Source organism: Pseudomonas sp. JQ36 (assembly GCF_053851495.1).
This window is the reverse complement of sequence record NZ_CM132642.1, coordinates 5,210,095-5,234,903: the sequence shown is the minus strand read 5'-3', so window position 1 is coordinate 5,234,903 and position 24,809 is coordinate 5,210,095. Positions and strand designations below refer to the sequence as shown.

Here is a 24,809-nt window from a genome sequence, read left to right as displayed (position 1 = left end):
TTTGAACATTGTTATTAACTACCAGTCGCTCCGGAGCATTCCGTTATCCGTCGCCTCTCGCCTTGTGGACGATCCGCGCCTTGGCACGCTGGTATGGGTAGTTGTCAGTGCAGATTCGTTAATACGTTGTGCAGCGCATTCGGTTTTTTCAGCACGCTGGCGGCGGCGGCGATATCCGGCGCCAGCCAGCGATCCTGATCGTAGGCCGGGACGGTTTCACGCAGCAGGCGCCACGCCCGGTCAGTGCCCGCGCCAAAGCGCTGCTCCTTGAGGAATTCAAAGGCCTGCGCCGCCAGCAAGTACTCGATGGCAAGGATCTGCGTGCAGTTTTCCAAGGCGCGGTGCAGCTTCAGCGCGGCGCTGGTGCCCATGCTCAGGTGGTCTTCCTGCAGGCCCGAGGTGACGTAGTTGTCGAGCACCGCCGGCTGCGCCAATTGGCGGTTCTCGGCACACAGCGAAGCGGCGACGTATTGCACGATCATCATCCCGGAGTTCACTCCAGGATTGGCCACCAGAAACGCCGGCAGACCGCTGACGTGCGGGTTGACCAGACGATCGAGACGGCGCTCGGCAATCGAGCCGATTTCAGCCATGGCAATCGCCAGCAGATCCGCCGCCATCGCCACTGACTGGCCGTGCGGGTTGGCCTGCGACATCACCCGGAAGTTGTCGGGCGTGCCCAGCAGCAACGGGTTGTCGGTGCAGCCGTTGAGTTCGGCTTCGACCTGTTTGATCGCATGTTCCAGTTGATCGCGCGCAGCGCCATGCACTTGCGGGATCGAGCGGATGCTCAGCGCATCCTGAGTGCGAATGCCTTTGCTCGTCGCGATCACTTCACTGCCATCGAGCAAGGCGCGCAGATTGCTACCGACCTGTTGCATGCCGGGGTGCGGCTTGAGCGCGATGATCTCGGCATCAAACGCGGCGATCTGCCCGCGCTGCGCTTCGAAACTCATGGCACCGATCACATCGGCCCATTGCACCAGGCGCATCGCGTCGGCAATCGCCAGGCAGCTGAGGCCGGTCATGCACGGCGTGCCGTTGACCAGGCACAAGCCGTCCTTCGCACCCAATTGCACCGGCTGCAAACCTTCTTCGGCCAGCACCTGTTGCGCCGAGGTGATCTGCCCGCGATAGCTGACATTGCCCACGCCCAGCAGCGCGATGCCGATGTGCGCCATGTGCGTCAGATAACCCACCGAACCTTGCGACGGAACCTGTGGAGTGATGCCGCGATTGAGCAGCGCCAGCAGCGCTTCGACCACGCGGCGATGAATGCCGGATTTGCCGTGGCTGAAGTTGTGAATCGCAGCGCAGATGATCGCGCGGGTTTGCTCATCAGGCAGTACCGGGCCGACGCCGCAGGCGTGACTGAGCAAGGTGTTGCGCGAGAGCTGGCTGAGTTGTTCGTCCTTCAGCGACACGTTGGACAGACCACCCAGACCGGTGTTGACGCCATAGGCACGCTCGCCGCTTTCGACGATGCGCTGGACGATGCCCTGAGCGTTTTCGATGCGCGCCCAGGTCTCGCTCGACAGTTCCAGTTGCGCGCCGTGACGGGCGACGGCGACCACGTCCTGCCAACGCAGGGGGCTGCCGGTGATGATGATTTTTTCAGCCTGGGACATCTAAAACCTCATGCCTATTCTATTGATACACCAACTGTGGCGAGGGAGCTTGCTCCCGCTGGACTGCGAAGCAGGCCCAAAATTTTTGCGACCGCTGCGCGCTTGAGCGGGAGCAAGCTCCCTCGCCACAAAAGCAGTCTCACCCTTAGTCCACTAAACCACCGCCGCCCGCCGCTGCACGAACCGGTCGACATATTCGTCCGCCGGCGAATGCAGGATCTCTCTTGGGGTGCCGACCTGAATCAGCTTGCCGTCCTTGAGGATCGCAATGCGATTGCCGATGCGCACGGCCTCATCGAGGTCGTGAGTGATGAAGACGATGGTCTTGTGCAGGGTCTTTTGCAGCTCCAGCAACTGATCCTGCATCTCGGCGCGGATCAGCGGATCCAGAGCACTGAACGCTTCGTCCATCAGGATGATGTCGGTGTCCGCCGCCAAGGCGCGGGCCAGGCCGACACGCTGACGCATGCCGCCGGAAAGCTGATGCGGGTATTTGTTTTCGTAGCCTTTGAGGCCCACGGTGTTGATCCAGTGCAACGCGCGCTCAGCGCACAGTTGCTTGCTCTCGCCGCGCACTTTCAGGCCATAGGCGACGTTCTCGATCACGGTCTTGTGCGGCAGCAGGCCAAAGCTCTGGAACACCATGCTGATCTTGTGCCGGCGAAATTCGCGCAGGGCTTCCATGTCGTATTGCAGGATGTCCACGCCGTCGACCAGGATCGCGCCGCTGGTGGGGTCGATCAGGCGATTGAAGTGGCGCACCAGCGTCGATTTGCCGGAGCCGGACAGGCCCATGATCACGAAGATCTCGCCAGTGCCGATGCTCAGCGACAGGTCGTTGACCCCGACCACGCAACCGGTTTCGTTCAGCACCTGGTCCTTGGTCTTGCCCTGGCCGACCATCGCCAGTGCGTCCTTGGCGCGGTTGCCGAAAATCTTGAAGACGTTTTTGACTTCGATCTTGCTCACGGTTGCGTTGCTCATTTGCTCACCTCATGCCGTGGCCGACCATACGCCTGAGTAATGCGGTCGATGACCACTGCGAGAATCACGATCGCCAGACCGGCTTCCAGGCCACGTCCGACGTTGAGGGTCTGAATGCCCACCAGCACATCTTCACCCAGGCCACGGGCGCCGATCATTGAGGCGATCACCACCATCGACAGGGCCATCATGGTGGTCTGGTTGATCCCGGCCATGATGCTCGGCAGGGCCAGCGGCAGTTGCACGCCGAACAGTTGCTGCCAGCGGTTGGCGCCGAAGGCGTTGATCGCTTCCATCACTTCACCGTCGACCTGGCGGATGCCCAGATCGGTCAGACGGATCAGCGGCGGCGCGGCGTAGATCACGGTGGCGAAAATAGCCGGCACCTTGCCCAGGCCGAACAGCATCAGCACCGGAATCAGGTACACGAAGCTGGGCATGGTCTGCATGATGTCGAGCAGCGGCATCAGCACCGAACGCAGGCGATTGCTGCGCGCCGAGAGAATCCCCAGCGGTACGCCGATCAGCACCGAAATGACCGTCGCCACCATCATCAGCGCGAGGGTCTGCATCAACTTGTCCCACAGACCGACAGCACCGACCAGGAACAACAGACCGACGATCACGGCGGTGGTCACGACTTTGCGCGTCGCATGCCAGGCCACGACGCCGACGATGGCCAGCATCAACCACCACGGCGCGGCGCGCAGCAGGCCTTCAAGATTGACGATGGCCCACAGCAGGGTGTCGGAGATATGGCGGAACACGTCGCCGTAGTTGGTGACCAGCGCATCGACCCAACCGTTGACCCAGTCGGCGATGGAAAAGGTAAAGCTTTCGGGAAACATAAGCGGCTCTCAATCAGGAAACTCAATCAAGCGATTGCGGCGAACACCCCGGCCAGCCTCTCGGTTGGCCGGGAGGAATTCGACCTACAGCGCCGCGTCGATTTTCTTGGCAGCGTCTTCACTGACCCACGCATGCCAGACTTCAGGATGTTCCTTGAGGAAGATTTTCGCCAGTTTTGGCGACTCGATACGCTCCTTCGCCATGCGGCCCAGGTTCTGGTTCAGCAGGTCGATCGGCAGATTGACCTTCTCCAGCACGGCCACCAGTTCCGGCGCTTGTTCGTGGAAGGTTTTGGACAGGCCGACCTTGATGCTCACGCTCTTGTCGACGCCCGGTTTTTCTTCCAGCTTGACCGCGTCGATCTGGCCCATCAGCGGGGTTGGTGACCAGTAGTAGAACAGGATCGGCTCGCCACGCTTGTAGCTCGACAGCACCGCCGCATCCAGGGCCGGACCGGTGCCCGGGCGGAAGTTGGTGTAGCTGTTTTCCAGGCCGTAGCTTTTGAGCATTTCGCTGTTGTCCAGCTCGCAGGTCCAGCCCGCCGGGCAGTTGTAGAAACGGCCCTTGGACGGCTCTTCGGCGTCTTTGAAAACGGCCGCGTATTTGCCCAGATCGGCGATGTTTTTCAGATCCGGGGCTTTTGCCTCGATCTTGCGTTTGGCGTCGCCTTCGATCACGTAGCGCGGCACGTACCAGCCTTCGATCGCGCCGACGATCGGGGCGCCGACTCCGACGACTTTGCCGGCCTTCTCGGCCTTGTTCCAGACTTCGCTGCGGCCGACCCATTCTTCGGCAAAAACTTGAATGTCGTTGCTGCTCAGGGCGTTCTCCATGGTGATGGAATTGCCCGGCAGGCTGTCGGTCTTGCAGTCGTAACCTTTCTCCAGCACCACTTGCAGCACGTCGGTCAGCAGCATGCCGCTTTCCCAGTTGAGGCCGGCGAACTTCACCGGTTTGCCGGACTCGCACCAGCCGGCTGCCTGAGTGGCACCGGCACTGGCCAACAGGCCCATGGACAACAGTGTGGTGAGCAGGGTCTTGTTCGATTTCATTGTAGCGACGCTCCTAATCATGAATTGGCTTACGGCAGTCAAGAGGCATCCAGCCCTGTCCACGTCCAATCAGGCCTGCGCCGCAGCGCGTCCGGCCCCACTTTTTTCAGGTGGTACAACGCTGTTCTGCTCGACCGGCAGAATCAGTTGATCAGGCACCGAGCCGTGCCATTTTTTTGCGCACACGTAGTAGAGGGCAGCAGGCAGCACCAGGCCGATGATCCAGGAGATATCCACATCACCGAGGGCAGCCACCAACGGGCCGGTGTAGAACTTGGTGGAGATGAACGGCAGCTGCACCAGCACGCCGAACACATAGACACTGATCCCGAGCAGGTTCCAGCGCCCGTAGCGACCGTTCGGATCGGCCAGCGCCGGCACGTCGTAGCGCTCACGGGTGATGCAGTAGTAGTCGACCAGATTGATCGCGCTCCATGGCGTGAAGAACGCCAGCAGGAACAGGATGAACGACTTGAACGCACCGAGGAACGAGTGCTGACCGAGCAAGGCGACCAGGGTTGCCGCGCCGACGATCACCAGCACGAACACGAGACGCTGCATGCGCGTAACGGTCAGGTGACCTTTGAAACCACTGATGATGGTCGCGATGCACATGAAGCTGCCGTAGGAGTTCAGCGTCGAGATGGTCACCTTGCCGAACGCGATGCTGAAGTACAGCAGCGCCGCCGTGGCACCGGTGCCGCCCAGCCCGACGATGTAGGCCACTTCGTGCCCGGCAAACTGGCCGTTGGCCGAAGCGGCCGCGAACACGCCGAGGACCATCGCCACCTGCGCACCGATGACCGAACCGGCGCCAGCGGCAAAGAAGGTTTTCACCGAGGAAATCTTGCTCGGCAGGTAGCGCGAATAGTCCGCCACATATGGGCCGAACGCGATCTGCCAGGACGCCGCGAGCGACACCGCCAGCAGGAAGCTGCTCCAGCTGAAGTGACGGATCTGCAACAGTGCGCCCACGTCCACCTGGCTCAGCAAACGGCTGAACAGATACACGAAGGCAATCACGCCGATGACACTGGCGACCCGGCCGATCCAGTGGATCACCCGATAACCCAGCACCGTGACCAGCACGATGACACTGGCGAACAGCAGGATGCCAACCGTGTCACTGACGCCAAACAGCTGGCCCAGCGCCTGACCGGAAAGCACTGTACCGGTGGCGGTGAACCCCAGGTACATCAGGCACACCAGCACGATCGGGATCGCCGCGCCGTACACGCCAAATTGCACGCGGCTGGAAATCATCTGCGGCAGGCCCAGTTTCGGCCCTTGCGCCGCGTGCAGCGCCATCACCCCGCCGCCCAGCAGTTGACCGAGCAACAGACCGATCAACGACCAGAACACATCACCGCCCAGCACCACGGCCAGCGCCCCGGTGACAATCGCGGTGATTTGCAGATTCGCACCCATCCACAGGGTGAACTGGCTCAACAGACGACCGTGTCTTTCCGCTTCCGGGATGTAGTCGATCGAACGCCTTTCGATCAACGGTTTGTTGCCTGCACGATCGGGGGTTACAGCCATGATTCAACCTCTGTGGATTGTTTTAATTGTTCACTGAGCTTCGGTAGGGCTGCTTTTCTGTGGGAGCGAGCTTGCTCGCGAATTGGCCAGCACATTCAACATCTGTGCTGGCTGACAGATTGCTTTCGCGAGCAAGCTCGCTCCCACATAAAGCCAAAGCGTGTTACTTGCCGCCGGTAATCATCGGCAGGTTCAGCCCCTGCTCCTTCGCACAATCGATAGCGATCTGGTAACCGGCATCGGCGTGACGCATGACGCCAGTGGCCGGGTCGTTGTGCAGCACGCGGGCAATACGCTCGGCCGCTTCGTCAGTGCCGTCGCAGACAATCACCATGCCCGAGTGCTGCGAGAAGCCCATGCCCACGCCGCCGCCGTGGTGCAGGGAAACCCAGGTCGCGCCGCTCGCGGTGTTCAGCAGAGCGTTGAGCAGTGGCCAGTCGGATACGGCGTCGGAACCGTCCTGCATCGATTCGGTTTCGCGATTCGGGCTGGCCACCGAGCCGGAGTCGAGGTGGTCGCGACCGATCACGATCGGTGCCGACAGCTCACCGCTGCGCACCATTTCGTTGAACGCCAGACCGAGCTTGGCGCGCAGGCCCAGACCGACCCAGCAGATACGTGCCGGCAGCCCCTGGAAGCTGATGCGCTCGCGGGCCATGTCCAGCCAGTTGTGCAGGTGCGCGTCGTCCGGGATCAGTTCTTTGACTTTGGCGTCGGTTTTGTAGATGTCCTGCGGATCACCCGACAGCGCCGCCCAGCGGAACGGGCCGATGCCACGGCAGAACAGTGGGCGGATGTAGGCAGGGACGAAGCCCGGGAAGTCGAACGCGTTTTCCACGCCTTCTTCCTGAGCCATCTGACGGATGTTGTTGCCGTAGTCGAAGGTCGGAATGCCTTGCTTCTGGAAGTCCAGCATCGCTTTGACGTGGACAGCCATCGACTGCTTGGCGGCCTTGATCACGGCAGCCGGCTCGGTCTTGGCGCGGGCGCGGTATTCGTCCCAGGTCCAGCCAGCCGGCAGGTAGCCGTTGAGTGGGTCGTGGGCGCTGGTCTGGTCGGTGACCATGTCCGGGCGCACACCGCGTTTGACCAGTTCCGGGAGGATTTCGGCGGCGTTGCCCAGCAGGGCAATGGAGATCGCTTTGCCTTCGGCGGTGTATTTGGCGATGCGCGCCAGGGCGTCGTCGAGGTCTTTGGCCTGCTCATCGACGTAACGGCTTTTCAGGCGGAAATCGATGCTCACCTGCTGGCACTCGATGTTCAGCGAGCAGGCGCCAGCCAGGGTTGCAGCGAGTGGCTGAGCACCGCCCATGCCGCCCAGACCCGCGGTCAGGACCCACTTGCCCTTGAGGTTGTCGTTGTAATGCTGGCGACCAGCTTCGACGAAGGTTTCGTAGGTGCCCTGGACGATGCCTTGGCTGCCGATGTAGATCCAGCTGCCGGCGGTCATCTGGCCGTACATGGCCAGGCCTTTGGCGTCGAGTTCGTTGAAGTGCTCCCAGCTCGCCCAGTGCGGCACCAGGTTGGAGTTGGCGATCAGTACGCGCGGGGCGTTGCTGTGGGTTTTGAACACGCCGACCGGCTTGCCGGATTGCACCAGCAGGGTCTCGTCGTCGTTCAGATTGGTCAGGCTTTCGACGATCTTGTCGTAGCACTCCCAGTTGCGCGCAGCGCGACCGATACCACCGTAAACCACCAGCTCTTTCGGGTTCTCGGCGACTTCCGGGTCGAGGTTGTTCATCAGCATGCGCAGCGGCGCTTCGGTCAGCCAGCTCTTGGCGGTCAGCTTGTTGCCGCGCGATGCACGGATTTCGACGTCACGTCTCTTTGTATAAACGGCAGTTGTAGGCTTATTGTCAGTCACGAAAAAGACTCCTCAGCGATCAATTCAAACCAACCCTGGCAGTGGGCAAGCAGCCTGTGCGCCTCAATGCGCGACAAGCGAATCAGTGGACGCTGCGGACTTATACGCATACGTCTTTACTTGTACATACAAGCATATGCAATCAAGCGGCCAACTTACTGGAGGGGCGTTCAAGAAAAATCGCGGACAGGGCTGCAGAGCGCCTGAGTCAAGGGTTGCGGCGTGAATGAAAATTTTTGCGGAGGTGTATGAGGGAAGTGTGCGGCTGTTACGAAAGCGTGGTTTTGCGCCACGCTGGGGCGTTCGGTAACAAGTTGGTGCGCCGAGGGAAACGGCCTGTAGAAATGCAATTGTGGCGAGGGAGCTTGCTCCCGCTGGAGGCCGAAGGACTCCCATTCCGGCATTTACCGAAATGGGGCCGCTTCGCAGCCCAGCGGGAGCAAGCTCCCTCGCCACATGTGTTTTATATGAGCAGAAGGATCAGCGCGCAGTCAGTTCGATCACGCAGCAGCCCGCATTGACCGCCACTTCAACCAGCCCGGTGTTACCGTCCAGTTGCAGACAATCATGCCGACCCAGTTGCGAAGTGCTGTCACCGACCTGCACTTGCAGCAGCTCACTGACACTGAACACCAGCACCGTCGATGCCGAGCTGAAGAACCGCTGCTCACCATCCAGCCACTGCAACCGCGCGCTGTACCGCTGCGGCGCGTAGATCAGGTTGAAATCGCGGATCGCGCCACCGAGCAAAGTGCAGGACACCTGGCTTTCGCCACTGAACGCAAACGGATCCAGCGGTAACAATGGGCGTGTGTCATCACCATCGACGCACAGGGTCATGCCGTCACCCTGCAGCACCGTAATCACTCGCTGGTAACCGGCGAATGTCGAGAAACCACCGGACTCGGCAATGTCGGCAATCGACAGACGCCAGCCGAAACCATCAAGGCCAGCGCCGGTGTCACGGGTTATTTCTTCGGTGCTGCCGCCGCCGTTTTTCCACGGCATGCGCGGGTAACCCTCGGCGCGTAAAACCTTCAAACCATTCATTTATGAAAGCGTCCTTCCAGACGATGACGGGAACCGGGGTGAATCAAACGCGCGGCGGTCACCGGCTGACGCCCCGACCACGTGCGGCGACGGATCAGCAGGCAAGGCTCGCCTTTTTCGATCTGCAGCAACTTGCACTCGGACGGCTCGGCGAGAATCGCCTCGACGACGTGCTCGCCTTCGGTCAGTGGCGCGACCTGATTGAGATAGGCGTAAGGCGTCTGCAGGGTGAAGTCCTGCTTGAGGTATTCCGGGGCGACCAGCGCGTTGACGAAACGGTCTTCGATTTGTACCGGAATGTCGTTTTCGTAATGCACGATCAGCGAGTGGAAGACCTTCTGCCCTTCGCGCATGTCCAGCGCCAGCGCGCGCTCGGAGCCCGCGGCCTCTTCTTCGAGGGTGATCACCTGGCAGGTGTGGCGATGGCCACGGGAGGCGATTTCGTCGGCGATGTTGTGCACTTCGAACAGCGCGGACTGGCTCTTCGGTTCGGCGACAAACGTACCGACACCTTGCATGCGCACCAACAGGCCGTCGGCGGTCATTTCGCGCAGCGCGCGGTTGATGGTCATGCGGCTGAAACCGAGCTGGCTGACCAGTTCGCTTTCCGAGGGTACGCGGTAATGCGGTGGCCAGTTACCGCTGTCGATCTGCTGGGTGATCATCTGTTTGACGCGGGCGTACAAGGGCGCCGGACTGTCGCCCATGTTCGCGGCCAACGGGGAGACTGGAGGCGGAGTCGGCACGGTTGATCCCTGTTCATTGGATGAAGGTTGCTAGCTTGCCGGAGTTTACCGGGCAGGCAAACGTCTGTATATGTATATACAAATAACACACGATGGGGTGCTGAACCATGTCCGCTTTCTTTGCCGAACGCGCGCTGCTGCCTAACGGATGGGCCAATAATGTACGTCTTGAGGTCAATGCCGATGGCGTGTTGACCCAAATCCTGGCCGATTCCACCGCAGACGGCGCCGAACGGCTGAGCGGTCCGCTGCTGCCGGGCATGCCCAATCTGCACTCCCACGCCTTCCAGCGCGCGATGGCCGGGCTGGCCGAAGTGGCCGGTAATCCCAACGACAGTTTCTGGACCTGGCGTGACCTGATGTATCGCCTCGTCGGAAAAATCAGCCCGGAGCAGCTCGGCGTGATCGCCCGTCAGCTGTACATCGAAATGCTCAAGGCCGGTTACACCTCAGTTGCTGAATTCCACTATGTGCACCACGACAACAACGGTCAGCCGTATGCCGATCCGGTCGAGTTGGCACTGCGCATCAGTCAGGCAGCGAGCGAAAGCGGTATCGGCCTGACTCTGTTGCCGGTGCTTTACAGCCATTCCGGATTCGGCGGCCAAACGCCCAATGATGGGCAGCGCCGCTTTATCAACAGCACCGAAAACTACCTGAAGCTGCAATCGCGCCTGCAACCGCTGCTGGCTCAGCAAAAGGCGCAATCGCTGGGTCTGTGCTTCCACTCGCTGCGCGCGGTCACCCCGCAGCAGATCAGTGAAGTTCTGGCGGCCAGCGACAAACAATGCCCGGTGCACATCCACATCGCCGAACAGCAGAAAGAGGTCGACGACTGCCTGAGCTGGAGCGGCCGTCGCCCGCTGCAATGGCTCTACGAAAACACCGAGGTCGATCAGCGCTGGTGCCTGGTTCACGCGACCCACGCCAACCCGGAAGAAGTCACGCTGATGGCCAAAAGTCGCGCCATCGCCGGCCTGTGCCTGACCACTGAAGCGAATCTGGGCGACGGGATTTTCCCGGCGGTGGATTTCCTCGCTCAGGGCGGGCGCATGGGCATCGGTTCCGACAGCCATGTCTCGCTCAGCGTGGTCGAGGAATTGCGTTGGCTGGAATACGGCCAGCGTCTGCGCGATCAGCGGCGTAACCGTTTGTATGGCGCGGATCAACCGATGGTAGGGCGCACGTTGTATGACGCGGCGCTGGACGGCGGCGCCCAGGCGCTGGGGCAGCCGATTGGTGCGCTGGAAGTCGGCAAGCGTGCGGACTGGATCGTGCTCGATGGCAATGATCCGTATCTGGCGACGGCCAGCGGTGACGGGATTCTGAATCGCTGGCTGTTTGCCGGTGGCGATCGTCAGGTGCGCGACGTGTTGGTCAATGGCCAGTGGGTGGTGCGCGATGGCCGACATGCGGGCGAAGAAGACAGTGCACGCGCCTTCACCCAGGTTCTGCGCGAACTTTTAGGCTGACACAAAACAAAATGTGGGAGCGGGCTTGCTCGCGAAAGCGGTGAATCAGTCAATATTTCCATCGACTGACACGCCCTCTTCGCGAGCAAGCTCGCTCCCACATTTGATTTGTGATGGCTTTAGTTCGAAGTCTTGGCCATCTGCCGATCCGACGCTCGCCAGATCAGTCGCGTGGTGTCGTAGCCCTGCTGACGCGCCTTGCTCAAAAGCTCTTCACGCACCACACCGTTGACGGTCGGCGTGCGCGACAGCAGCCACATGTACTTGCGACTCGGGTCGCCGACAATGGCGGTCTTGTAGTCGTCGCTGACGTACAACACCCAGTATTCGCCTTTCGCCACACCCGGAATCAAGCGCGAGAACCAGGTATCGAACTCGACCCACAACTTGTCGGTCTTGCCCGGCACCTGTGGGTAGGCCTTGCCTTTGGCTTCTTCCCATTGCCAGTCGGCGGTCAGGCAGCGATTGAGCACATCGACATTGCCGTCCGGTCTGAGCGAGTAATGGGCTTCGGACTGCGCGCAGTTACGCTGGAAGTACATCGGCAGGCGCGCCAGTTCATACCAGGTGCCCTGATAACGCTTGAGGTTGACACTATGAGCCGTCTTGGGCGCCAGCGGATCTTCACCGTGGGTGGCGCAGCCGGCCAGTACCAGGCCGGCAAAAAGGACGAACAATAACCGCTTCATTATTTTTCTCCCGTGGGCGCGTGGCCCCGGTTTACTTCAGGCCTTGGCCGGAAAACATCAGCACTTTGTCACCGGCGTACTGCACGCTGATAAAGCTGTTTTTGTCGCCCCAGGTGCAACTGGACATGCCGAGCGCACCCGAACAGTCGGTGGGTTTGCCGAGCAGCGTCTCAACCTCGGCCTTGGCCATGCCGGCCGAAAGCTTGGAATAGTTTTCCTGATTGACCTTGCTGCACGCGGCCAACAGCACGCAAAAAGTCAGAAGGGCGATAGATCGCAGCGACATGAAGTAACTCCTGGAGCGGAAGGGGGATGGCATGGTGCCAACCAGAAGCTTAGAAGAGAAAACCCTCATCTGGTTCCCTTCAGAAAGGCCTATTTATTGCTCCGCTCGTCTGGCATTTACCGGTAAATCAGACACTTTCTGCGGCTAATGAGCATTTCGTCGCATTTCATCCAAGACGCCTAATCTTTGGCGCGCTGCGGTCGAAATAAGAGCAGCGCAAAGCCCCCGAGTGTGGCAAATTGCCGCCCTTTCTCGACCAGCCCCTTCGCGGTAGTTCATTCGATGACCAGAAACATGAAATTCAGCCACAAGATTTTGTTGGCTGCCGCCCTCGTGGTGGCCGTTGCATTCGCCTGTTTCATTTTGTTCAACGACTATCGACAACGCGAAGCCCTGAGCAGCAGCACCGAAGCCTCGATGCAGGAACTGGGCAGCCTGACCACCAGCAACATCCAGACCTGGCTGGAAAGCCGTATTCAGTTGCTGCAATCGCTGTCGCAGCAGGTCGCCGCCGACGGCAGCGCCCCGGCCAGCCTGAAGCGCATCATCGACCTGCCCGCCTACACCGGCAATTTCCAGCTCAGCTACTTCGGCGGCGCTGACGGCGTGATGTTCTCGGTACCCGCCGGCAATCGCGCGCCGGACTACGACCCGCGCGCCCGCGGCTGGTACAAGGCTGCCAACAGCGCCCAACAGACCATTGTCACCGAACCCTACATCGCCGCTTCGTCGGGCAAACTGGTGATCACCGTCGCCACCCCAGTGCAACGTCAGGGCCAGATGATCGGTGTAGCCGGCGCGGATATCGACCTGACCAGCGTCAGCGCGATCATCAACTCGCTCAACTTTGGTGGCCACGGCCATGCGTTCATCGTCAGCGCCGATGGCAAGATCCTGATTCACCCGGACAGCAAACTGGTTCTGAAAACCCTCGCCGAGGCCTATCCGAACGGTGCACCGAAAGTCAGCCCGGGACTGAAAGAAGTCGAGTTCGACGGCAAGACGCAGTTGATCTCCTTCACCCGCGTCAACGGCGTGCCATCGGCCGACTGGTACGTGGCGCTGGTGCTGGACAAGGACACCGCGTTCTCGATGCTCAGCGAATTCCGCACCTCGGCGCTGATCGCCATGGTGATCGCCGTGGTGATCATCATCGCCCTGCTCGGCATGCTGATCCGCGTGCTGATGCAACCGCTGCTGACCATGGGCCGCGCGATGCACGACATCGCCGAAGGTGAAGGCGACCTGACCAAACGTCTGGTGATCCACGGCCACGACGAGTTCGGTGCGCTGGGCCTGTCGTTCAACCGCTTCGTCGAGCGTATTCACACCTCGATCCGCGAGGTGTCCTCGGCCACCGGCCAGGTCAACGAAGTCGCCCTGCGCGTGGTCGCCGCTTCGAACTCGTCGATGTACAACTCCGATCAGCAGGCCAGCCGCACCAACAGCGTGGCCGCGGCGATCAACCAGCTCGGCGCCGCCGCCCAGGAAATCGCCCAGAACGCGGCCCTCGCCTCGCAGCATTCCAGCGATGCGCGCAGCCTGGCGGTCGACGGTCAGCAGGTTGTGGATAAAACCATTCAAGCGATGCAGCAGCTGTCGGCAAAAATCAGCGACTCATGCGGCAACATCGAAACCCTGAACAGCAACACGGTGAACATCGGGCAGATTCTGGAAGTGATCACCAGCATCTCGCAGCAGACCAACCTGCTGGCGCTCAACGCCGCCATCGAAGCGGCCCGCGCCGGTGAGGCCGGCCGTGGTTTCGCGGTGGTTGCTGATGAAGTGCGCAATCTAGCGCACCGCACCCAGGATTCGGCGCAGCAAGTGCAGAAGATGATCGAAGAACTGCAAGTCGGCGCACGCCAGGCAGTGAGCATCATGACCGAGAGCCAGCGCGAGAGCGAAAGCAGCGTCGGCATCGCCAACCAGGCCGGCGAACGCCTGGGCAGCGTGACCCAGCGCATCGGCGAGATCGACGGCATGAATCAGTCGGTGGCTACCGCGACTGAGGAGCAGACGGCGGTGGTCGAGTCGATCAACGTCGACATCAACGAGATCAACACGCTGAACCAGGAAGGTGTCGAGAACCTGCAGGCAACCTTGCGCGCTTGCTCGGATCTGGAGCAACAGGCGGCGCGCTTGAAGCAACTGGTGGGCAGTTTCAGGATCTGAGGCGCGGCCACTGGCCTCTTCGCGAGCAAGCCCGCTCCCACAGGGATCTTCGGTGTTAACAGAATGTGTGTTCCACCATGAGGCACTGTGGGAGCGGGCTTGCTCGCGAAGGCGGCAGCAGCCTTAACGCAAGTTTAGAATCGGGAACCTGGCCCGGCGAGAAATTCAAGTTCTTCCGCCGTCGACTCCCGCCCCAACACCGCATTGCGATGCGGAAACCGTCCAAACCGCGCAATCACTTTCTGATGCCGCTCGGCATAGTCCAGATTGTCGGCAAACACCGCCCGCTCGGCTTCCGGCTGTTCAGCCAGCAGATCGATAAAGCGCGAAACGGCTTCGTTCTGCACCGCGAGGTTTTCGCAGTGTTCGAACACCAGATAAATGAATACCCGCTGAATCGGCTTCAATTGCCGATCGAAGTCCGCTGCAATGCCTTGAGCGACGAGTTTCTGCGCGCGCAGATCACCGGAAAACGCTTTGGGAGTGTCGCGAAAGATCATTCGCGGCAATTGATCGAGCAGCAACACCACCGCCAACCAACCTTCCGGACGTTGCGTCCACTCGGTCAATTCGCCGGCGAGGGCCTGATCGACAAAGACCCCGAAACGCTCACGCGCTTCGAGGTCCTGGCTGTCTTTCTTGCCGAACCACAACTTGCCCTTGTCAGCCGCAATCTCGTCCGGTGATTCGGCATGTCCGAACCACCAATCGAGCAACGGCTGCCAGGGCGCAGTCATGGTTTATTCCTTGTGGTAAGCCGTGGCGCGGGCGACTTCTTCTTTCGAGCCGAGGAACACCGCTACGCGCTGGTGCAGGCCTTCCGGCTGGATGTCGAGGATGCGTTGGTGACCGTCAGTGGACGCGCCGCCGGCCTGTTCCACCAGGAACGACATCGGGTTGGCTTCGTACATCAGACGCAGTTTGCCCGGCTTCGACGGCTCACGGCTGTCGCGTGGGTACATGAACAGACCGCCACGGGTCAGGATGCGGTGCACGTCGGCCACCATCGCCGCGACCCAGCGCATGTTGTAGTTCTTCTTCAGCGGGCCTTCTTCGCCGGCCAGCAGTTCGCTGACATAGCGTTGTACCGGGGCTTCCCAGTGACGCTGGTTGGACATGTTGATCGCGAATTCCTGGGTGGTTTCAGGAATGGTGATGTCTTCGTGAGTCAGCACGAAGCTGCCCATTTCGCGGTCCAGGGTGAAGCCTTTGACGCCATCGCCCAGGGTCAGCACCAGCATGGTCTGCGGGCCGTAGATCGCGTAACCGGCAGCAACCTGCTGGGTGCCTGGCTGCAGGAAGGCTTTTTCGTTCAGCGGCTCGTTCTGGCTCAGGTATTCGTTCGGGCAACGCAGTACCGAGAAGATGGTGCCGACCGGGGCGTTGATGTCGATGTTCGACGAGCCGTCCAGTGGGTCGAACACCAGCAGGTAGGCGCCTTTCGGGTATTTGCCCGGGATCTGGTAGGCATTGTCCATTTCTTCGGACGCCATGCCGGCCAGGTGACCGCCCCATTCGTTGGCTTCGAGCAGGATCTCGTTCGACAGCACGTCGAGTTTCTTCTGCACTTCGCCTTGGACGTTTTCAGTGCCCATGCTGCCCAGAACACCACCCAGGGCGCCTTTGGACACGGCGTGGCTGATCTCTTTGCAGGCACGCGCCACCACTTCGATCAGGAAGCGCAGATCGGCAGGAGTGTTATTGCTGCGGGTCTGCTCAATCAAATAGCGACTCAGGGTAACGCGGGACATGGACGGCTCCGGTGGAATGGGGGGCTAAAAACCCGCGCAGTTTACAGGGAGTCTGAAAACCTAGCGAGCGATGACGCCCGGTAACGTGCATTGGGGCGCAATTGCTTGTATCAGACGTGATCGGGTCGAGAGAGTTCAGGTGCCGGATTGAGCGTAGTTCGAAACGGGACGGGTGGTGCGTGGCGCAAACGTCCGGACAGAAATCTTTGTCGGCTGACCGGACGCCTTCGCGAGCAAGCCCGCTCCCACATTGATCGCGTCCATCAAGGCTACTCGGTCAACTGTGGGAGCTGGCTTGCCAGCGAATGGGGCGCAGCGCCAGCCATTCTCAGGAATTGGTTGGCGGCTTGCGCAACAGACTCGCCGCCATCATCCCCAGGAACACCACACTCACCAGCAACACCGCCCACAGGCCAATCTTCTTCCAGTTGGTCTCGGCTACCGCCGCCGTGGTTGCTGGTGCAGCCTGCGTGGCAACCACCTCACCCTGCACGGTCGCCTTGCCCAGCGTCGCGAGTTTTTCCGGCTTGAAATCCGGAATCAGCGTACTCAGCGGCAGGTTCGCGGTTTTCACCGTCGGATTGCCCAGTGCCAGGCTGTAAGGCCCGTCACCACGTGCGAGGAAAATCACCTGCGTCGCCCGCACCGCGTATTTCAGGCTCGGTGCCTGCTCACCCAGACCACCGCCACGCTCGTCCACGCTCAGTTTCAATTGCTGCACAGTCTGCCCGTACAACTGCAATTCATTTTGCACCACGTCCTGACCGTTCTGGGTCAGGCGATACAGCAAACCGTTACTCAGCGTCTGCCACGGCAGGCTGCTCTCGCGCCGACCCGCGAGCGTGACCGGAGCCAGACTGTTCGGTTGTTTCAGCTCGACCTGCACGCGCTCGACATTCAGGCCCATCGGCAACTGCCAGGTGTACTCGCCGGACTTGGTGCTACTGCCCACCAGCGCTTGCGACCAGACCAACGGCAGCGGCACGTTGCGTGGATCGCTGCTTTTCAGTTGCGCCGACGTGAGGATTGGTGCCGAGGTTGGCGCATCCCACAGCAGACGCAGATAGCGAGCGGATTGCCCCGGCAGCGTCACTTCGTGCTGTTCGATGCGTTCGTCGGAAAAGGTCAGCCGCGCGACCTGCCCCTCGCCCCACGCCTGCCAATGCTGCAAGTCATCACTGGCCTCAATGCTGAAACGCTGGAAGCCGTCGCGCTCGCTGGTCCAGTCGAGAATCAGCTGCTGAAGCGGCGCCTTGATCGCGCTGGCATCGAGCAGCCAGCCACGCAACACCTCTTCACCAGCCTCCAGCTGAGTCGACGGCTGCACTTCCACCAGGGTGCCGGTGGTGGTCGATTGCACGCGCACGTTCGGCGCCCGCTCGCTGGCATCGGCAGCGTTGTACAACGGAAACCACTTCACCTCATGCAACTGCCCGTCGTCGCGGGTCTGCGCCGATTCCCGGGCCAGGGCGTAGGCCTGCGGCTCGCCAGCAGCGTTGAACACGCGCAGATCACTGAGATCGGTCTGGCGAGCCTGCAATTGCGCGCTCAGCGGCAGGTCGAGGCGATACCACGGGCCGTTGCCGCTCACCGTCAGCGGCACCTGCGTGGCGAAGTCCGCCGGTTTTTCCTGGGCGCCGGCAGCCATCACCACGCCCAGCGCCAACCACCCCAGATTCAGCATGCGACTCAAGATGAAACTCCTTCGGTATCCGGCACGGGTTTGTCCGCCGCCGGTTCGGCTTCGACACGTTTAGGCGGCAGCGGCGCAAAGTAGCCCACCACCAACAGCAACACGCCGACCCCGATAAACGAGACGATCCGGGCGAGACCGCCACGATTGCTCAATTCGACAAAAATCAGTTTGGCCACCACCAGCGCAATCAGCGCCGCGCCGATCAGCCAGACTTCGCGCCGGTGACGCAGATGCCCGCCGATCATCAGACCCAATGCCATCAGGGTCCAGACGATGGACAACCCGGCCTGCACCAGCATCGATTCGAGCAGCAGATCCAGCTCGAACGGAATGTCCGCCCAATGGTGCGCAGCGCGGGTCACCAGCGCCGTACAGAAGGCGAACAGCGAGACCCCGGCGACCAGTTGCGTGGCGTACTCGGCGTAATCCTTGCGCAGGGCAAACTGCGTCACCGCATGATGCGACCACGCGTACACCCCGAACAGGGCGAACAGCAGGCCCAATTCCAGCGGGTTGATCAACGGCACGTACGGCAGCGGTTCGGCGTTACCGTCGCTGAAGCCGTTGGCCAGCCAGAACCACGCCAGCATCAGCACTGCCAAGGGCGCCGCGGCGTACAAACGATATTCGCGCGGGAATGCCAACACCGGCCACGGCCAGTTGCGCGGAGCGGCTGCCAGCAACAGATACAGGCTCGGCAGGATCGCCCAGCCCAGCCAGCGCCACGCGTTGTATTGCTCCGATAACAGCAGCAAGCCGAAGCGCAATTCCAGCGCCAGCACGCCAATCAGCAGCCAGCAACCCAGCACGTGCGCCGTGCTCAAGGCCCGCGCCGGCAGCATCGGCGCCAGACGCCGCAGGCTGAAGAAGTGCACGACGAACACCAATACCCACGCCAGCCAGCCGAAGTTCGCCGCCGGGTGATAACGCGCATGCCACGCAGCCAGCAGCACCAGCCCCGCCGCCGGAATCAACAAGGTGCAGAGCAGGCCCAGCGCCGGCCATTTCAGGCGCAGCGCCAACAGCGTCCACAACGCCACGCTCAGCGCAGCGACCAGCAGCAACAGCGTCGCCTGCAGATTCAGCGGCGCAAAACGCAGCACCTCACTGACCCACGCCAACGCCCGCCAACCGGCGCCCCACACCAGCAGCACTTCAGACAGGCGTTGCAAACTCAGCGCATCGAAGGCCGAGGCGTGATTGCCCAATTGCAGGCGCCAGGCACCGACCAGCGCGGCCAACCCCAGCACAAGCGGCGTCCAGAAGCCGCCATGGGCCAACGGCCGCAGACCTTCGCTGGACAGCGGCCCGAGCAACTCGGGGCCGGCCAACAAGAATGCCGCGCCACCGATCAACTGCAACAACAGGCCGAAAACAAAACTCACGCGCTGCTTGAGGTACAGGCTCAGCCAGATGATCAGCAGACCACTCGCCGCCCACACCGCACTCGCGGTTTGCCACGGCAGCACGAACAGCACCGCCAGATTGATCAGCACTAACCCCGCCAGCAACACCACCGACAAGCCACGCAGCAGCCGCACATCGCCGCGCACCATCTCGTCGCGCGCCGCCAGCAGCATCCCGCCGATCAATGCCAGACCGATCACGGATGCGCTGAGCAAACCGCTCCAGCCAGCGCTGAACACCGCCGCTGAATCCTCGCCCGCGCCTTGCAGGCGCAACAGGAACAGCGCACCACCGAGCAACTGCACAGTGAACGCGGTGAACAGGAACGTGCGCGATTGCAGGCGCAGGCCGACAAACAAGGTCAGCAGTCCGGCCAAGGCCCAACTGATCGCCGTCGCCTGAACCAGGAAAAACAGCGGCGCCAGCAGGTACAGGAACGTCAGGCCCAGCGCCGCCAGCACCGGCAAACCCTGGTGCTCCCACGGCGAAGCCTGTTCCGCCGAGGCTTTACGCAATTGATAGAAACTGAACAGCAGCGCGATGCCGAGCATCAACGCCCCCAGCGGTGCGCCGTCGAGCAGGCTGCTTTCGCCGACGCGCAACTGACTGAGAAAGGCCAGCGCCGACCCCAGTTGCAGCAGCAGGGCAAACGCTCGGGCGAACGGCCGCTGCTGACGCAGGCCGAGCCAGAAAATCCCCGCGCCCTCCACTGCCCACGCCGCTGAAGTCCAGCGCGCATCGAGGCCCAGCGGAATCGCCAGGCTGGCGAAAATCACCCCCAGCGCCAGACAGGTTTCGCCCAGCAACAAAGCGCGACCGCCCATCAACACCCGGGCCAGGCCCATGTAGATCACGCCCAGTGCGAGTGCGCTGAACGCGGCGGCGAACTCCAGGTGCTGCACCAGCGCAAACTGCAGACCGAAGCCCACGATCGGCGGGCCGAACAGCATCGTGCCGTCGACGTAATCGCCCTTGCGCGCCGACCAGTGCAGCAGCGCCTCGCGATCGGCGTCCGCCGGCGCATCGGGCATGTCGAGCAACTTGCGCCGGGCAAACAACAGGCCGATGCCCAGGTACATCAGGAAGAACAGAATCAGGAACGGTTCGGTACTCCACAGCAGCTCGGGCGCATACGAACGCAGGCCCCAAGCGAGACCGATGCCGAAGGTACCGACAAAACCGATCAGGTTAAGCAGGCGCCAGGCCTTGAACCAGGCAATGGCGAGGATGCCGGCATTGAGCAACGCGAAATAGCTGAACAGCGCGACATGGTTGCCGGCACCGGTCGAGGTCAGGATCGGCGCGGCGAAACCGCCGAGCGCAGCGGCGGCAGCCAGTCCAAGGGCATCCTGGGTGATGGCGAGAATCGCCGAGAACACCGTGACCGCCACCAGCAAACCCAGCGCGGCGGACGGATCGAGCAACGGATGCAGACGCATCGCCGCAAACACCGTCAGGTACAGCACCGCGATCCCGGTGCCCTGCAAGATCAGCGCATAACTGCTGTTGCGCGTACGCAGCCACCAACCCAGCGCCAGCAGGGCCAACGCCGCTGCCGCAACACCGGCGTAACGCAATTCGATCGGCACCACCATGCCTTCGGTGGCGTAGCGCAGCAGGAACGCCAGACCGAAAAACAGCAACACTACGCCGACCCGCAACACGGTGTTGCCGCCGAACAGCCAGTTACGCGCCGCACGGATGCCACGCTCGATCAGGTTCGGGCCACGGGGTTCGGCAGGTTGTGCCGGGGCTGCTGACTCGTCGGTGACTGCATCCAGACGCCAGACATCGGCCGGCAGCGGCTGACTGGTTTCGCTGGCGACGGCAGAGATCGGTTCGAGTTCGGGCGGCAGTTCCCAGACCAGATCCGGCGTGGGGGTGGATGATTGTTCGGCAACGATGACGGGGTCGACGATGGCGTCCGGGGTCGGAGCCACGCTGGGTGGTGTGGTGCGCACGTCGGCACCTTCCAGCAGAAACAGACGCTGCTCGACGGCTTGCAAGGCGACCTTGGCCTGTTCCAGTTGACGCTGTTGTTCGGTGGCCTGCGAGCCAAGACGGGCGATGCGCAGCGTTTGCCCGATCGCCAGCCCGAGCAGTGCACCAAGCAGCGCGGCACTGAACGACTCATCGAGCAGCCAGCCGAGCACCAGCCCGATCAACATGAACATCCATTGCATGGTCGATATCCCTAAGCAGCCCCGAGGCGGGGCGAGTCCGGCGATTGCTTCAGTCTAGGCACAAACCCTTGTAGGAGTGAGCCTGCTCGCGATAGCGATTTGTCAGTCAACGAAGCTGTTGAATGTGACGGCGCTATCGCGAGCAGGCTCACTCCTACATTGGATCAGTGGTGACTGAACAGCCCGGTAACCGGCGCTCAGTATATCGATCCGGCCCAACAAACGTTGGGCCTTACGCACATTTGTTGCAGAAAATCACTCCAGTGCCTTCCAGATATCCGTGGCGTACTCGCGAATCGTTCGATCAGACGAGAACCAGCCCATCCGCGCCGTGTTGAGCACCGCCGAACGCCACCAGTTGTTGGCGTCGTGCCAGTGCGCGTCGACGCGTTTTTGCGCTTCCCAGTAGGAATCGAAGTCGGCGCAGACCAGGAAGCGGTCGTAGTCCACCAGCGAGTCGATCAGTCCGGTGTAACGCGAGGTATCGTCCGGCGAGAACACACCACTGCGGATCGCTTGCAGCACATCGTTCAGACGATGAGACGCAGCGATGTCCGGCACGGCGCTGAACTCGTGGTTCTGTTTGCGCGCTTCAACCTGCTGCGCGCTGAGGCCGAAGATGAACATGTGCTCGGCACCGATGCGCTCGCACATTTCCACGTTGGCGCCGTCGAGGGTGCCGATGGTCAGCGCACCGTTGAGGCCGAACTTCATGTTGCTGGTGCCCGAGGCTTCGAAACCGGCGGTGGAAATCTGCTCGGACAAGTCCGCCGCCGGAATGATGCTTTCCGCCAGGCTGACGTTGTAGTTGGGCAGGAACACCACTTTGAGCAGGCCGCGCACTGTCGGGTCGTTGTTCACCACCCGGGCGATGTCGTTGGTCAGCTTGATGATCAATTTGGCCTGGTGATAACTGGCCGCCGCTTTACCGGCGAAGATTTTCACCCGGGGTACCCAGTCGACTTCCGGCTCGGCACGGATTGCCTGATACAGCGCCACGGTGTGCATCAGGTTGAGCAACTGGCGCTTGTATTCGTGGATCCGTTTGACCTGCACGTCGAACATTGCCGCCGGGTTGACCGCGATCCCCAGCCGCTCGTGAATCAGATAGGCCAGGGCCTTTTTGCTGTGCAGGCGCTGTTCGGCGAAGGCTTTGCGGAAGGCGGGTTTCTCGGCGAACGGTTCCAGATCGAGCAAGCGCTCTTCCGGGTTATCCAGCACCTCCGGGCCGAGGGAGTCGACCAGCATCGAGGTCAGTTCGGAGTTGGCCTGGAACAGCCAGCGGCGAAAGGTGATGCCGTTGGTTTTGTTGTTGATCCGCTCCGGGTAGAGCTTGTGCAGCTCGGCGAACACGGTCTTGCGCATCAACTGCGTGTGCAGCCCGGACACACCGTTGACGCTGTGCGAACCGAGGAACGCGAGGTTACCCATGCGCACCCGGCGACCGTTGTCCTCTTCGATCAACGACACCGCGCGCAGCACGTCGAAATCATGAATGCCTTTGGCGCGCAGCGAGTCGATGTGCTGCGCATTGATCAGATAAATGATCTGCATGTGCCGCGGCAGCATGCGTTCCATCAGGCCGACCGGCCAGGTTTCCAGCGCTTCGGGCAGCAGCGTGTGGTTGGTGTACGACAGCGTGTCGACGGTGACTTGCCACGCGGCATCCCAGGCCACGTCGTAGACGTCGACCAGTTGCCGCATCAGTTCGGCGACGGCAATCGAAGGGTGAGTGTCGTTGAGCTGGATCGCCGCGTGATCGCCCAGGGTCAGCACCGAGGTGTGCATGTTGCGATGGCGACGCAGCAAGTCCTGCAAGGACGCGGCAACGAAGAAGTATTCCTGACGCAGGCGCAGTTCCTGGCCCGCCTCGGTGCTGTCGGCCGGATAGAGAACCCGGGAGATACTTTCAGCCCGGGCCACTTCGGCGACGGCACCCAGGTGGTCACCGGCGTTGAAACGCTCCAGGTGCAGATCCTCCATGGCGCGCGCACGCCACAGGCGCAAGGTGTTGACGCTCGCCCCGCGCCAGCCGACCACCGGGGTGTCGTAGGCAATCGCCCGTACGGTTTCTGCTGGCGACCAGACCTGTTTGGTTTTTCCGCTGGCATCGGTGACGGTTTCGACACTGCCGCCGAAGCCGATGGTGTACACCACCTCCGGACGTTCAAATTCCCACGGGTTGCCGAAGTCCAGCCAGTGCTCGGTCTGCTCCTGCTGCCAGCCATCGACGATGGCCTGCCGGAACAGCCCGTGCTCGTAGCGAATGCCATAGCCGTGCCCGGCGATGCCGAGGGTCGACATGCTTTCCATGAAGCACGCCGCCAGGCGTCCGAGGCCGCCGTTGCCGAGAGCCGCATCGGGTTCGAGCAGACGGATGCGTTCCAGATCGACACCGAGTTCGGTCAGCGCTTCACGGGCGACATCGAGCAGGCCAAGGTTGCTCAGGCTGTCATAGAGCAAACGGCCGATGAGAAATTCCAGCGAGAGGTAATACACCCGCTTCTGGCCTTTGCGGTAGATCTGCCGGGTGTGGTCCATCCAGTGTTCGACCATGTGGTCGCGCGCAGCCAGGGCAATGGCTTCGAACCAGTCATGGTCGAAGGCGTGATCCGGGTCTTTGCCCACCGCGTAGGTGAGTTTGGTCAGGACGGCATCGCGGAATGCGGCCACCTCTGCTTCGCGAACTAGTGGTTCTTGAGTCATCGATAGGACCTCGAGCGAGCGGGGAATTGTCTGAGCCTAGACGGTCTGACCGACGGTAGAGGCGCAGGTTCGGCAGTTTTTCCGAAGACGTTGAGATAGCCCGGCATTACCTTGGCGAGTGGGCTAATGAATGCAGGGGCCGTGCCGGACTGAATGGCATTTGCGTGGCGTTTGCAAAAATCTGGCGAAAGGTTGTTCAAAAATCCACCAGTCCCGGTATGATCGCGCGCCCTGATGCACACACGCCTGGTAACCCCCGATGATGAAGCCCAACCTGATTGCCGCCGCCGAGATCGACCGTCTCGATACGTGGGCCAAATATTCGGCCCCGATGTGCGGCTCTTGTGTCTCCAGCTGCTGCACCCTGCCGGTCGAGGTCAAGATCAAGGACCTGGTACGCATCGGCGTGGTCGATGAGTTCGAGCTGGGCGATCCGCCGAAGAACATCGCCAAGCGCCTGCAAAAGGAAGGTCTGGTCGAGCGCTTCAATCAGAAGTCGGGGATCTTCACCCTGCAGCGCATGAGCAACAACGATTGCTACTACCTGGATCGTAAGAGCCGCCTGTGCACCATTTATGACAAGCGCCCGGACACCTGCCGCAACCACCCGAAGATCGGCCCGCGCCCAGGGTATTGCGCGTACAAGCCGAAAGAAGTCGAGCGGGTGCAGAATTCGCGGTCGATCGAGAAGTTTTGATCTTTCCTGAAATTTCCGGCGCCTGTTAGGCC

18 protein-coding genes and 1 pseudogene are annotated in these 24,809 nt (G+C 61.5%); 4 read left to right on the top strand and 15 right to left on the bottom strand.

Features of this window, described 5'->3' with window-relative positions:
• Positions 1-104: 104 nt before the first annotated feature.
• From hutH to hutC, 8 genes are all read right to left on the bottom strand, one after another.
• On the bottom strand, positions 105-1,628 hold the full coding sequence (gene hutH, locus ACS4NR_RS23645; RefSeq protein WP_456018474.1) for a histidine ammonia-lyase: 1,524 nt from the start codon (positions 1,626-1,628) through the stop codon (positions 105-107).
• A 153-nt stretch (positions 1,629-1,781) separates the two neighbouring features.
• Positions 1,782-2,612 carry a quaternary amine ABC transporter ATP-binding protein gene (locus ACS4NR_RS23640; RefSeq protein ID WP_456018473.1) on the bottom strand — a complete coding sequence of 277 codons (831 nt, stop codon included), beginning with the start codon at positions 2,610-2,612 and terminating at the stop codon, positions 1,782-1,784.
• Positions 2,609-3,460, bottom strand: a complete 852-nt coding sequence (locus ACS4NR_RS23635) for an ABC transporter permease (protein ID WP_007952475.1) — start codon at positions 3,458-3,460, stop codon at positions 2,609-2,611. The genes ACS4NR_RS23640 and ACS4NR_RS23635 overlap by 4 nt, the downstream gene beginning before the upstream one ends.
• Positions 3,461-3,544: 84 nt before the next feature.
• Positions 3,545-4,513 carry an ABC transporter substrate-binding protein gene (locus ACS4NR_RS23630; RefSeq protein ID WP_095137980.1) on the bottom strand — a complete coding sequence of 323 codons (969 nt, stop codon included), beginning with the start codon at positions 4,511-4,513 and terminating at the stop codon, positions 3,545-3,547.
• A gap of 69 nt (positions 4,514-4,582) precedes the next feature.
• On the bottom strand, positions 4,583-6,055 hold the full coding sequence (locus ACS4NR_RS23625) for a cytosine permease (RefSeq protein WP_204894324.1): 1,473 nt from the start codon (positions 6,053-6,055) through the stop codon (positions 4,583-4,585).
• A gap of 163 nt (positions 6,056-6,218) precedes the next feature.
• Complete coding sequence (hutU, locus tag ACS4NR_RS23620; RefSeq protein ID WP_183783819.1) at positions 6,219-7,919, bottom strand: urocanate hydratase; 1,701 nt, start codon at positions 7,917-7,919, stop codon at positions 6,219-6,221.
• 480 nt (positions 7,920-8,399) lie between these two features.
• Positions 8,400-8,969, bottom strand: a complete 570-nt coding sequence (locus ACS4NR_RS23615; protein WP_456018472.1) for a HutD/Ves family protein — start codon at positions 8,967-8,969, stop codon at positions 8,400-8,402.
• Positions 8,966-9,676, bottom strand: coding sequence for a histidine utilization repressor (gene hutC / locus ACS4NR_RS23610; RefSeq protein WP_162803449.1), 711 nt, complete (start codon positions 9,674-9,676; stop codon positions 8,966-8,968). Before hutC ends, ACS4NR_RS23615 begins: the two co-directional genes overlap by 4 nt.
• A gap of 146 nt (positions 9,677-9,822) precedes the next feature.
• On the opposite strand from hutC, the gene ACS4NR_RS23605 reads away from it, so the two are divergent.
• Positions 9,823-11,187, top strand: coding sequence for a formimidoylglutamate deiminase (locus ACS4NR_RS23605; protein ID WP_456018471.1), 1,365 nt, complete (start codon positions 9,823-9,825; stop codon positions 11,185-11,187).
• A 119-nt stretch (positions 11,188-11,306) separates the two neighbouring features.
• Here the strand turns inward: ACS4NR_RS23605 and ACS4NR_RS23600 are convergent, their stop codons facing one another.
• Positions 11,307-11,876 (bottom strand): lipocalin family protein, encoded by a 570-nt coding sequence (locus ACS4NR_RS23600; RefSeq protein WP_041071454.1) that lies wholly within the window; start codon positions 11,874-11,876, stop codon positions 11,307-11,309.
• A gap of 31 nt (positions 11,877-11,907) precedes the next feature.
• Positions 11,908-12,162, bottom strand: coding sequence for a hypothetical protein (locus tag ACS4NR_RS23595; RefSeq protein ID WP_003220802.1), 255 nt, complete (start codon positions 12,160-12,162; stop codon positions 11,908-11,910).
• 282 nt (positions 12,163-12,444) lie between these two features.
• Between ACS4NR_RS23595 and ACS4NR_RS23590 the strand changes: the two are divergent.
• Positions 12,445-13,479: pseudogene (locus ACS4NR_RS23590) on the top strand (cache domain-containing sensor histidine kinase); the annotation flags it as partial.
• 93 nt (positions 13,480-13,572) lie between these two features.
• Positions 13,573-14,337 carry a methyl-accepting chemotaxis protein gene (locus ACS4NR_RS23585; protein WP_371920137.1) on the top strand — a complete coding sequence of 255 codons (765 nt, stop codon included), beginning with the start codon at positions 13,573-13,575 and terminating at the stop codon, positions 14,335-14,337.
• 134 nt (positions 14,338-14,471) lie between these two features.
• On the opposite strand, the gene ACS4NR_RS23580 is transcribed toward ACS4NR_RS23585, so the two are convergent.
• The 5 genes from ACS4NR_RS23580 to ACS4NR_RS23560 form a co-directional block, all read right to left on the bottom strand.
• Positions 14,472-15,074 (bottom strand): DUF924 family protein, encoded by a 603-nt coding sequence (locus ACS4NR_RS23580; protein WP_115985293.1) that lies wholly within the window; start codon positions 15,072-15,074, stop codon positions 14,472-14,474.
• 3 nt (positions 15,075-15,077) lie between these two features.
• Complete coding sequence (locus ACS4NR_RS23575) at positions 15,078-16,088, bottom strand: class 1 fructose-bisphosphatase (RefSeq protein WP_007961744.1); 1,011 nt, start codon at positions 16,086-16,088, stop codon at positions 15,078-15,080.
• Between the two features lie 328 nt (positions 16,089-16,416).
• Complete coding sequence (locus tag ACS4NR_RS23570) at positions 16,417-17,781, bottom strand: DUF3999 domain-containing protein (protein WP_456018470.1); 1,365 nt, start codon at positions 17,779-17,781, stop codon at positions 16,417-16,419.
• Positions 17,778-21,374 carry a DUF2339 domain-containing protein gene (locus tag ACS4NR_RS23565; RefSeq protein WP_456018469.1) on the bottom strand — a complete coding sequence of 1,199 codons (3,597 nt, stop codon included), beginning with the start codon at positions 21,372-21,374 and terminating at the stop codon, positions 17,778-17,780. The genes ACS4NR_RS23570 and ACS4NR_RS23565 overlap by 4 nt, the downstream gene beginning before the upstream one ends.
• Before the next feature lie 255 nt (positions 21,375-21,629).
• Positions 21,630-24,080, bottom strand: coding sequence for a glycogen/starch/alpha-glucan phosphorylase (locus ACS4NR_RS23560; protein WP_095137971.1), 2,451 nt, complete (start codon positions 24,078-24,080; stop codon positions 21,630-21,632).
• A gap of 259 nt (positions 24,081-24,339) precedes the next feature.
• On the opposite strand from ACS4NR_RS23560, the gene ACS4NR_RS23555 reads away from it, so the two are divergent.
• Positions 24,340-24,777 (top strand): YkgJ family cysteine cluster protein, encoded by a 438-nt coding sequence (locus ACS4NR_RS23555; RefSeq protein WP_007961740.1) that lies wholly within the window; start codon positions 24,340-24,342, stop codon positions 24,775-24,777.
• Positions 24,778-24,809: the final 32 nt, after the last annotated feature.